Below are 9,853 nucleotides of genomic sequence, written 5' to 3'. Positions count from 1 at the left end.
TGCGCATCGAATGGGCCTCTTGCTCGCTGAAAACGCGGTCTTTTAACAAAGGGATGACAGCGGCGCCATGGCCGGAGAGGGCGATATTTGCGGCTATGGTGAGCGGAAATTCATGGCTTGGGGCGCCACGCCACGCGGCCGTAGGATGGGTTGAGCGCAGGTGCAACAGCGCCGAAGCGATAACCCATCGGCCGAGCCTGCCGCATCGACGGGATGATGGGTTTTCGCTCCGCTCAACCCATCCTACGGCCGCGGCGTTTATGGCCGGTTTGGCCGCATTTGCATCCGCCCTCGCCCGTGCCTAGATCAGACCCTCACGAGGGACCCCATGAACAACCACTTTTCCGCATCGTCAGAGCCGTCGCCCGGCTGGCATGGCACCACCATCCTGACCGTCCGCAAGAACGGTAAAGTCGTGGTGGGCGGCGATGGCCAGGTTTCGATCGGCCAGACCGTGATCAAGTCCAATGCCAAAAAGGTCCGTAAACTGGGCAAAGGCGACGTCATCGGCGGCTTTGCCGGTGCCACCGCCGACGCCTTCACGCTGTTCGAACGGCTGGAAGCCAAGCTGGAGCAGTATCCCGGCCAGCTCACCCGCGCCGCCGTGGAACTCGCCAAGGACTGGCGCACCGACCGCTATCTCCGCCGGCTCGAAGCCATGATGATCGTGGCCGACAAGACGACCTCGCTGGTCCTCACCGGCACCGGCGACGTGCTGGAGCCCGAATATGGCGTGATGGCCATTGGCTCCGGCGGCAATTACGCGCTGGCCGCCGCTCGTGCATTGGCCGACACCGACCAGGATGCCGAGACCATCGTCCGAAAGTCGCTGGATATCGCCGCCGACATCTGCGTCTACACCAACCGCAATCTGACGATCGAGACCCTGAGCGAATGACCGACTTCTCCCCCCGCGAAATCGTTTCCGAACTCGATCGCTTCATCGTCGGCCAGCACGACGCCAAGCGCGCCGTCTCGATCGCGCTGCGCAATCGCTGGCGCCGGCTGCAGCTCACCGGGCTGCTGCGCGAAGAAGTGCTGCCGAAGAACATCCTGATGATCGGCCCCACCGGCGTCGGCAAGACCGAGATCGCCCGGCGCCTGGCCAAGCTCGCCGGCGCACCTTTCATCAAGGTGGAAGCGACAAAATTCACCGAAGTCGGCTATGTCGGCCGGGACGTCGAACAGATCATCCGCGACCTCCTCGAAGTCGGCATCGCCCAGACCCGCGAGAAGAAACGCAAGGATGTGCAGGCACGCGCGCAGCTTGCCGCTGAAGATCGTGTTGTCGATGCGCTGGTCGGCGCCAATGCGAGTGCGGCGACCAAGGAGTCGTTCCGCAAGAAGCTGCGCGCGGGCGAACTCAACGACAAGGAAATCGAGATCGAGGTGTCGTCATCGGGCGGGGCGCCGTCGATGTTCGAGATCCCCGGCATGCCCGGCGCGCAGATGGGCGCCATCTCGCTCGGCGATATCTTCGGCAAGATGGGCAAGGGCACCAAGACGCGCCGGCTCAAGGTCGAGGATGCGCATGAGCCGCTGGTGAGCGAGGAAGCCGACAAGCTGCTCGACAATGACCAGGTGGTGCAGGAAGCGATTTCCGTGGTCGAGAACAACGGCATCGTGTTTCTCGACGAGATCGACAAGATCTGCGTGCGCGATGGCCGCTCGGGCGGCGAAGTCTCGCGCGAAGGCGTGCAGCGCGACCTGCTGCCGCTGATCGAAGGCACGACTGTTTCGACCAAGCATGGTGCCGTGAAAACCGAACACATCCTGTTCATCGCATCGGGCGCATTCCATATAGCCAAGCCAAGCGATCTGCTGCCGGAGCTGCAGGGCCGCCTGCCGATCCGCGTCGAGCTCGATGCACTGACGCGCGACAACATGCGCCGCATTCTCACCGAGCCGGAAGCATCCCTCATCAAGCAATATGTGGCGCTGCTGCAGACCGAAGGCGTGACGCTGGAATTTGCCGATGACGCCATCGATGCGCTGGCGGATGTCGCCGTCGCAGTGAACTCGACCGTCGAGAATATCGGCGCGCGACGACTGCAGACGGTGATGGAGCGGGTGCTGGACGAAATCTCGTTCACCGCGCCGGACAAGCATGGCGAGACGATCCGCATCGATGCGGATTATGTGCAGAAGCATGTAGGGGATCTGGCGAAGAACACGGATCTCAGCCGGTTTATTTTGTAACCGCTACATACTCTCACTGTCATCGCCCGGCTTGACCGGGCGATCCAGTAGACTCGCTCTCACTAACTACACTCTGCCGGCGCTTACTGGATCACCCGCTTTCGCGGGTGATGACAATTGGAGCATCTATCGCGCCCGTCTCACCCTTACATAAAGCGCACCGGCACCACCGTGCCCGATATGCGCTTCCTCGAATCCCACCACCAGCGCCCGAAACTCCGGCAGGCCGAGCCAGATCGGCACCTGACGCCGCAGGATGCCGCGCTCGGAGTCCAGCCCACCGGTGCGGCCCTTGCCGGTGATGATCAGCACGAACGACATGCCGTCATAGCTCGCGCGCTGCAGGAACGTGGCGAGTGCCCGATGCGCGCGCTCCTGGGTCATGCCGTGCAGATCGAGCCGGGCATCGATCTCCTTGCGGCCGCGTGACAATTGCGAACGCTCGCGGCGACCAAGCGTCGTCAGCGGTGGCGGTGGCGGATCTGGATGTTTCACGACCTTCGCCGGCAGCGCATCCACGAGTTTGCGGGACATCGGCGGTAGCGGCGCTGGCGCAGTCTCGACCGCGAGCACATCCATCTTCACCACACGCGTCCGCTTGCGCAGCGGCTTCACCTGTTTGGCGACGCCTTCCCACAGCACGCGTTCGTCCTCGGTGAGAGGACGATGACGGCGGCGGGGCGGATCGATGATCTGCGGGGGACGCGAGCGCTTCATTGCCAGAAGAAACGGAAGGGCGACGACGACCGTGCCGGCGCGCGACGATGGATACGCCGCTTATACGTGGCACGCCGCGGCTTGGCTTCGTGTTTCGCTTCGGGCGGAGTGGTCTTTGCCAGTTGCGGTGCCGATGGCGGCCGCGCTTCCGGCATCGGGATGGCGGCTGCAGCTGCAGCCGCTGGTACTGCGACTGCCGCAAGCTCAACCGGCTTCGGCGCAGGCAGTGGAACGGTGGCCGGCGCCGGTTTGGCCTCCGTCACCGGCTCGACTTTGACCACGGCAGGCTTTTCGGGCGTCACCGCCGGTGTCTTCGGCGCGTCGGGTTTCGCCGCCTCGGCTTTTGCCGGTTCTGTCTTTGCAGGTTCTGGCTTCGGCGGCTCCGCCTTGGCGATTTCGGTCTTTGCAGGCTCGACCTTCGTCGGCTCGCTCGCCGGCGTCTGCGGAAACAATTTTGCGATCTTTGCCGAAGGCCGTGCATCCGGCAGCGGCATGTTGTGCCCGCGCGCGGTGGGATCCAGGCTCTTCGGCACAAGCATCACGAATTTCGCGGGATGCTTGATGCGGCCGGCGATGCGGCCCATCTCGGTGCCGGCGCCGAAATAAAGGTCGGCGCGGGCCGGCCCGACGATCGCCGAGCCCGTATCCTGCGCCACCATCAGGCGGCGGAATGGCGTCTTCGAGATCTCGGTGTCGATCGGCAATTCGCCTTCGACAAAAAACGGCGTGCCATAGACATGCAGCGCCTTGTCGACGGCGATGGAGCGCCATGGCGTTAGCGGCACGCCCTGCGCGCCCACCGCCTCGTCTTTCTCGGCGAGCTGTATTTCGCGGAAGAACACGAATGCCTTGTTCTGCCGGCGCACTTCATTCGCCGCTTCCGGATTCTCTTCAAAGTATTGCCGGATGCGCTGCATGGACATCTGCTCGCGCGGAATGATGCCACGCTCGATCAGCACGCGGCCGACCGGCGTGTAGCGATAGCCATTGTGCGAATCGTAGTTGATGCGGACGAAGCTGCCGTCCTCCATGCGCACGCGCGCCGAGCCCTGGATCTGCGAGAACAGCAGATCCGTCTGGCTCTTCAGCCAGGCGATCTCCAGCCCGCGGCCGGCAATGGCACCGTCCTCGATCTGCGCACGATCGTAGTAAGGCACCAGCTTGCGGCGGCCGATCTTGCGAAACACGTCGCCATTATTGGGCAGGCTGGATGACGCCTGATTATAGCCGCGCACGAACAGGTTCGATGGCCGGCGATAGACCGGCACCGTATAGACATCGGTCTTTGTCTTGGAGCCATCGACGATGGGCTCGTAATAGCCGGTGACAAATCCTTCGGGCTCACCGAGCCGCGAGATGCGCAAAGGCTGGAAATTGGCTTCGAAGAATTTGCGCGCCTTCGCGGCGTCGCTCACATCCGCCGCTTTCGCGGCGACGCAGGCCTCGCGCAGGGAATCGCCGAGTGTCTTGGAATCCGTCGACGGCTTGCGCTGGGCTGCGATGGGGCGACAGCTTGCCTGAAACGCGCTGAACGCATCGCGAGGATCGTCGTCGGTCCAGCCTGCGATCTCCGTCCACGGCACCGGCATATATTGGCTGCCGGGGAATTCGAACGGGAATTCCCGCACCGGATTGTAGCGCGGGACATAAGCCTCGGAATGTCCGCGGCTTTTGTATTTGTGGTTGAGGCTGCGTGCATCCGCTGCGCCCGCCAGCAGAGTGACGACGCACATGGCGGTACACGCGGCAAGCGCCGCGTGTCGCCGGGACTTACTGGCCAGCGCCGGTGCCAACCAGCTTCCAGTTCGGATCGCGCGAGGAAATGTCGCGGGCAAAGGTCCAGACGTCGGTGATATCAGACACGCTCTCGGCATTGCCATCGACGACATTGCCAGCCTTGTCGCGCGTCGCCGAGATCATCTGCGAGACGAAACGGATGGTGAGCTGCGCCGAACGATCGCGGACCTCGGCGCCCACGATCTCCGCCTTGTCGATGGAGACAAAGCGGGTTTCGGTCTTCAATTCGTTGGTCTCGCGCTCCTTGATCGCGGCATCAAAGCTGTCGAACACCTCGGTGGAGAGCAGATCCTTCAGCGCGCGACGATCGCCATTGGCGAAAGCGAGCACGATCATCTCGTAGGCGCTCTTGGCACCGGTCAGGAAGTGACGCGCATCGAAGGACGAATCCTGCTCGACAATGGCATCGAGGCCGGCGGCCAGCGGCGTGCCGGGCTCGGCGATGCCCTTCCAGCGTTCGGCGGGCGAGATTTCGGCAGCCGGTGCAGGCTGGGTCTGGTCGATCGGGCTGCCCGGCATGGACACCACGTTGCCTTCCGGCGGCAGTGCTTCGCGGGCGCTGCGGTCGAAGGGCGGACGTTCCTCCCCGGTGCGCTGTCCGAGCACATTGCGCAGGCGCAGGAAGATAAAGACCGCCAGTGCCAGGAAGATGATGGTGTAAATGTCCACGTCTGTCGCTTTCTGATCAAAGAAGGTGCCGCGGAACACGATACATCATTGGCGGCACAATCCCATCTAGACATGAAACCTAGTCGAGCCAATGGCATGCTCCCCGGAGGGCCTGCGGCAAAGCGGCCCCGATCCGGACGGCAATAACGCCGGACGGGCCCACAAGTTCGCTTGGCCCGACGTCGCCGGGCCACGGAAGCCGCGGCATATCAGCCGGTTAGGGCGATTTGGCGGGGTGATCTGGAGCAATTCTCGGCCATTGGCCCAGTACAATCAGGCGCTGCCGTCCTTGTCGGATACCGCAGGCCTATGATAGCCACTCGCCCGCATAGAGGGGCCGCCTGACGCGGCTTTTCGCGGCGAATCGGCAAAGCCGCCCGGCGGCGCTTCAGGAGATTTTCGACATGGCAAACGGCAACGGCAACGCTCCCGAGGCGTCTCCCCCCCAGCTCAACGTGCTGGCCCAGTACACCAAGGATCTCTCCTTCGAGAACCCGAATGCCCCGGGCTCCCTGGCCCCGCAGGAACAGCAGCCGAACATCAATATCCAGATCAATGTCGGCGCCAACAATCTGTCGGACACCGAATATGAAGTGACGCTGTCCATCGAGGGCAAGGCCGACGCCAAGGGCTCGGTGCTGTTCTCGTTCGAACTGGCCTATGCCGGCGTGTTCCGCATCGTCAACGTGCCGCAGGAAAACCTGCACCCGCTGATCATGATCGAATGCCCGCGCCTGCTGTTCCCGTTCGCCCGCGAGATCGTCGCCACCGCGGTGCGCGACGGCGGCTTCCCGCCCCTGATGCTGGATCCCGTCGATTTCGTCGGCCTGTATCGCCAGAATCTCGAGCGTCAGCAGGCAGAAGCCGGCCAGGCGAACTGACACCACGACTGTCGTCGCCCGGCTTGACCGGGCGACCCAGTAGACACTGGCCTGCGTGACCATACGCAACAGCGGCGGTTACTAGATCGCCCGGTCAAAGCCGGGCGATGACATTTTGAGTAACTGACGACGGCAGAGCGCTACGAAGCCGCCTTGTCCGGCTCGCCCCAGAACTCCGACCAGATCTGCTTGTCACCCAGCGTGCCCACAAAGGCGCGATGCGTCGCACGATCGTCCTCCGTCACCCGCGGCGCCAGGGCGATCTCGCGCTGACGACGCGGTGTATCGCCGGAGCCGCTGCGCACCATGATCGGCGCATCTTCCGCGAGAATCAGCGACGACTGCCGGGCGCCGACGAGATCGATATAGACCTCGGCCAGCAGTTCGGAGTCGAGCAGTGCGCCGTGCTTGGTGCGGCGTGAATTGTCGATCGAGTAGCGGGCGCAGAGATCGTCGAGCCGGTTCGACACGCCCGGATGTTTGCGGCGCGCCAGCAGCAATGTGTCGACCAGGCGATCGCGCGGCACCGGCGGGCGCTTGATGCGGTCCAGCTCCATGTTGATGAAGCCGAGATCGAATGAGCCGTTGTGAATCACCAGCGGCGAATCGCCGATGAATTCCAGGAAATCATTCGCCACTTCATGGAACAGCGGCTTGGTGGAGAGGAACTCCGCCGACAGGCCGTGAACGTTGAACGCCTCCTGCGGCATGTCGCGTTCAGGATTGCAGTAGACGTGAAAGGTCTGGCCGGTCGGCATCCGGTTGAAGATTTCGAGACAGCCGATTTCCACCAGCCGATCGCCGCGGAGCGGATCGAGGCCGGTGGTTTCCGTATCCATGACGATTTCGCGCATCGGTTTCTCGGCTCAGCAAATCAAGGGCGACGTCGGGGCAGTTTAGCAGCCTCGACAAGAATTTCAGCGATCCGGGCGCGCACGGGCTCGATACCATGCGAGGTATCCACCACGAAGTCGGCGCGTTTGCGCTTTTCAGCGTCAGGCAACTGGCGGGCAAGAATGGCGTCGAGCTTGTCTTCCGTCATGCCATCGCGCGCAAGGATGCGTTCGCGCTGCGTCTTGGCATCGGTAGAGACGACGACGATGCCATCGACGCGCTTGTCGCCGCCGGTTTCGAACAGCAACGGGACATCGACAACCGCAATCGGCGCACCCGACGCTTCGGCCTCATCGAGGAATTTCTTGTGATGCCGGGCGAGCAGGGGATGCACGATGCTTTCCAGTTTCTTCATCGCATCCGTATCGTGAACGACCAGCGGCGAGAGCTTGGTGCGATCGACCTTGCCGTCCGCTGTCGTGCCGGGAAACGCCGCTTCGATCAACGGCACGGCCTCGTTCTCATAGACCATGTGCACGGTGGCATCCGCGTCATAGACGGGCACACCGGCTTCCACGAACAATTTGGCGGTGGTCGATTTCCCCATGCCGATCGAGCCGGTCAGCCCCAGGACGCGCATTCCCATTCCCTTTTCTTTCGTCATTGCGAGGAGCCCTTGCGACGAAGCAATCCAGCTCTTTCTTCACGTGGCTTCTGGATTGCTTCGCTGCGCTCGCAATGACGGTGATGATTTGTTCAGATCCCGATCATGCCTTCGCCGCGCAGGAATTTCAAAAGCGGCAGCAGCGGCAGGCCGAGAATGGTGAAGTGGTCGCCCTCGATCAATTCGAACAGATGCACGCCGAGACCTTCGAGCTGATAGGCACCGACGCTCGTCGTCACCTTGTCGCCGGCCGCATCGAGATAAGCGTCGATGACGGTATCGTCGAGCTGACGCATGGTCATATGCGCCACCGAGACATGAGAGAATAATGTCGCGCCATCGCAAGCAACAGCGATCGCCGAATGCAGCTCATGCGTCTTGCCGGCGAGATCGCGCAATTGCTGCGCAGCCTGGTCGCGGCCCGCAGGCTTGTTGAACAGCCGATCGCCGACCGACAATGTCTGGTCCGCACCGACCACATAGCGGCCGGGATGCCGCAGCGAGACAAAGGCCGCTTTCTGCTCGGCCAGCAGGGCTGCGATATCGCCCGGTGCGGTCAGATTCGAGCGCTGCTGAATGCCGCGCTCGTCGATATCCGCGGGGGCTGCGTCGAAAGTGATGCCGGCGCCGGCCAATAGCATGCGTCGCGCCGCGCTTTGCGACGCCAGGATCAGCGGCTGTTCGCCGCGCCAGATGGTCATTCCTGCATCCGTTGCCGCTGGCGATCCGCCAGCAATTTCATGATCGCCGCCGCGGTCTCTTCGATCGAGCGGCGCGTCACTTCCAGCAAGGCCCAGCCATATTTGGCGCTGAGCTTGCGCGCATAGGTCACCTCTTCGGTGACCGACTGCCGGTCGATATAATCGTCATTGGTCGTATCGCTACCGATCGACAGCAGACGGTTCTGCCGGATCTGGATCAGGCGTTCCGGTGTCGCATGCAGGCTGACGACCAGAGGCTTTTTCAATGTCTCGAGCTGGGGCGGGATAGGGATTCCGGGGACCAGTGGAACATTGGCGGTGCGGACACCGCGATTGGCGAGATAGATGGAGGTAGGCGTCTTCGACGTGCGCGACACGCCGACGAGGACGACATCGGCTTCTTCCAGCCCATCGGTATGCTGCCCGTCATCATGCATCATCGAATAATTCAGCGCGTCGATGCGCTTGAAATATTCCGCATTCAGCACGTGCTGCGCGCCGACCCGGCCGGAGGTCGAGGCACCTAGGTAATTCTGGAACAGCTGCATCACCGGGCCGATGATCGACAGGCTCGGCGAATTGATCTCCTGGCACTTGGCTTCCAGCCGCGCCACGAGATCACTTTCCAGCAGCGTGAACAGAACGATGCCCGGCGCTTCCTCGATCTCGGTCAGCACCCGGTCGAGCTGCTTCTGGCTGCGGACGAGAGGATAGACATGCTCGACCGGCGTCACATTGGAATATTGCGCGGCCACCGCGCGGGCCACGGTGATCAGTGTCTCGCCGGTGGAATCGGAGACGAGATGGAGGTGAAAAAAGCTGCCGGTGGTATGCACCATAACCCTGTGTGTTCTGTGGATCGCTGTGGAGCTTTTCAGCGGAATCGGCGGCGGTGGCGAGGCGGTCGGGATAACCCGGCTTTTTCTTCACAGGCCTGCCAGCGGGGACACCGTTCGGCGACCTTTCGGACAATACTGGGGTTATGTGGATTTGTCTCTGCGGAATCCCTGCCGAACCGGCCGGAAGTCCCTGCGCTGCCGATCTTTGTCGATCGCAAGAGGACTCGCAGAAGATTCAGATGCCGGTGTGCACAAGCTTGGGATGACGCGGGGACGGTCTTGTTCGGGCCAAATCCACGGCCAAACAGACTCAAACCTTAAGAATCTAATAATAGATTGGAGGAAGGGGTTCATGAGTACAGGGCGCGGATAACCTGCTTGCGGCTAACCGTGATCCCCGGCAGATGTTCCCCATCGAGACCGTGACACCCTGATAGTGGGCAAGGCTTAGCAATGTATGAATGGGCGAAAGCTCTGCACATCATCGCCGTCATCTCCTGGATGGCGGGGATGCTCTATCTGCCCCGGCTGTTCGTCTATCACTGCGATGCG

Annotated in this window: 11 protein-coding genes; 4 read left to right on the top strand and 7 right to left on the bottom strand. The window is 62.5% G+C overall.

Annotated elements, in window-relative coordinates; all coding sequences use genetic code 11:
- Positions 1-328 precede the first annotated feature (328 nt).
- Both hslV and hslU read left to right on the top strand, forming a co-directional pair.
- Complete coding sequence (gene hslV / locus ACIQ2A_RS24170) at positions 329-898, top strand: ATP-dependent protease subunit HslV (protein ID WP_398484259.1); 570 nt, start codon at positions 329-331, stop codon at positions 896-898.
- On the top strand, positions 895-2,199 hold the full coding sequence (gene hslU / locus ACIQ2A_RS24165; protein ID WP_398484257.1) for an ATP-dependent protease ATPase subunit HslU: 1,305 nt from the start codon (positions 895-897) through the stop codon (positions 2,197-2,199). Before hslV ends, hslU begins: the two co-directional genes overlap by 4 nt.
- A gap of 126 nt (positions 2,200-2,325) precedes the next feature.
- On the opposite strand, the gene ACIQ2A_RS24160 is transcribed toward hslU, so the two are convergent.
- Genes ACIQ2A_RS24160 through ACIQ2A_RS24150 form a run of 3 tightly spaced genes read right to left on the bottom strand, consistent with a single transcriptional unit; the run spans position 2,326 to position 5,382 of the window.
- On the bottom strand, positions 2,326-2,916 hold the full coding sequence (locus ACIQ2A_RS24160; protein ID WP_398484255.1) for a Smr/MutS family protein: 591 nt from the start codon (positions 2,914-2,916) through the stop codon (positions 2,326-2,328).
- A complete protein-coding gene (locus ACIQ2A_RS24155) occupies positions 2,913-4,649 on the bottom strand; it encodes an MltA domain-containing protein (RefSeq protein ID WP_398484254.1) in 1,737 nt (578 codons plus the stop codon). Before ACIQ2A_RS24155 ends, ACIQ2A_RS24160 begins: the two co-directional genes overlap by 4 nt.
- Before the next feature lie 37 nt (positions 4,650-4,686).
- Entirely contained in the window at positions 4,687-5,382 is a 696-nt protein-coding gene (locus ACIQ2A_RS24150) for a Tim44/TimA family putative adaptor protein (protein ID WP_398484251.1), read from the bottom strand.
- Between the two features lie 404 nt (positions 5,383-5,786).
- Here ACIQ2A_RS24150 and secB point away from each other — a divergent pair, with 404 nt between their 5' ends.
- Positions 5,787-6,263, top strand: a complete 477-nt coding sequence (gene secB / locus ACIQ2A_RS24145) for a protein-export chaperone SecB (protein ID WP_398484249.1) — start codon at positions 5,787-5,789, stop codon at positions 6,261-6,263.
- 140 nt (positions 6,264-6,403) lie between these two features.
- Here the strand turns inward: secB and dnaQ are convergent, their stop codons facing one another.
- The 4 genes from dnaQ to ACIQ2A_RS24125 form a co-directional block, all read right to left on the bottom strand.
- Positions 6,404-7,117 carry a DNA polymerase III subunit epsilon gene (gene dnaQ, locus ACIQ2A_RS24140; RefSeq protein WP_398484247.1) on the bottom strand — a complete coding sequence of 238 codons (714 nt, stop codon included), beginning with the start codon at positions 7,115-7,117 and terminating at the stop codon, positions 6,404-6,406.
- Between the two features lie 20 nt (positions 7,118-7,137).
- Positions 7,138-7,737 carry a dephospho-CoA kinase gene (coaE, locus tag ACIQ2A_RS24135; RefSeq protein ID WP_398484265.1) on the bottom strand — a complete coding sequence of 200 codons (600 nt, stop codon included), beginning with the start codon at positions 7,735-7,737 and terminating at the stop codon, positions 7,138-7,140.
- 116 nt (positions 7,738-7,853) lie between these two features.
- Entirely contained in the window at positions 7,854-8,462 is a 609-nt protein-coding gene (locus ACIQ2A_RS24130) for a Maf family protein (protein WP_398484245.1), read from the bottom strand.
- Positions 8,459-9,298 (bottom strand): pyruvate, water dikinase regulatory protein, encoded by an 840-nt coding sequence (locus ACIQ2A_RS24125; RefSeq protein WP_398484263.1) that lies wholly within the window; start codon positions 9,296-9,298, stop codon positions 8,459-8,461. Before ACIQ2A_RS24125 ends, ACIQ2A_RS24130 begins: the two co-directional genes overlap by 4 nt.
- A gap of 456 nt (positions 9,299-9,754) precedes the next feature.
- Here ACIQ2A_RS24125 and ACIQ2A_RS24120 point away from each other — a divergent pair.
- On the top strand, positions 9,755-9,853 hold a 99-nt coding region (locus ACIQ2A_RS24120), incomplete at its 3' end, for a CopD family protein (protein WP_398484261.1).

This window comes from Tardiphaga sp., from assembly GCF_044336785.1.
GTDB lineage: Bacteria > Pseudomonadota > Alphaproteobacteria > Rhizobiales > Xanthobacteraceae > Tardiphaga.
The sequence above is the reverse complement of the archived record's forward strand: the minus strand, read 5'-3'. Positions and strand labels throughout refer to the sequence as shown.

What these genes read in the sequence shown, in the direction of transcription:
- hslV (WP_398484259.1), top strand. Translation starts at nt 329, where the DNA reads ATGAACAACCACTTTTCCGCATCGTCAGAGCCGTCGCCCGGCTGGCAT.
- hslU (WP_398484257.1), top strand. Translation starts at nt 895, where the DNA reads ATGACCGACTTCTCCCCCCGCGAAATCGTTTCCGAACTCGATCGCTTC.
- ACIQ2A_RS24160 (WP_398484255.1), bottom strand. Translation starts at nt 2,916, where the DNA reads ATGAAGCGCTCGCGTCCCCCGCAGATCATCGATCCGCCCCGCCGCCGT.
- ACIQ2A_RS24155 (WP_398484254.1), bottom strand. Translation starts at nt 4,649, where the DNA reads ATGTGCGTCGTCACTCTGCTGGCGGGCGCAGCGGATGCACGCAGCCTC.
- secB (WP_398484249.1), top strand. Translation starts at nt 5,787, where the DNA reads ATGGCAAACGGCAACGGCAACGCTCCCGAGGCGTCTCCCCCCCAGCTC.
- dnaQ (WP_398484247.1), bottom strand. Translation starts at nt 7,117, where the DNA reads ATGCGCGAAATCGTCATGGATACGGAAACCACCGGCCTCGATCCGCTC.
- coaE (WP_398484265.1), bottom strand. Translation starts at nt 7,737, where the DNA reads ATGCGCGTCCTGGGGCTGACCGGCTCGATCGGCATGGGGAAATCGACC.
- ACIQ2A_RS24130 (WP_398484245.1), bottom strand. Translation starts at nt 8,462, where the DNA reads ATGACCATCTGGCGCGGCGAACAGCCGCTGATCCTGGCGTCGCAAAGC.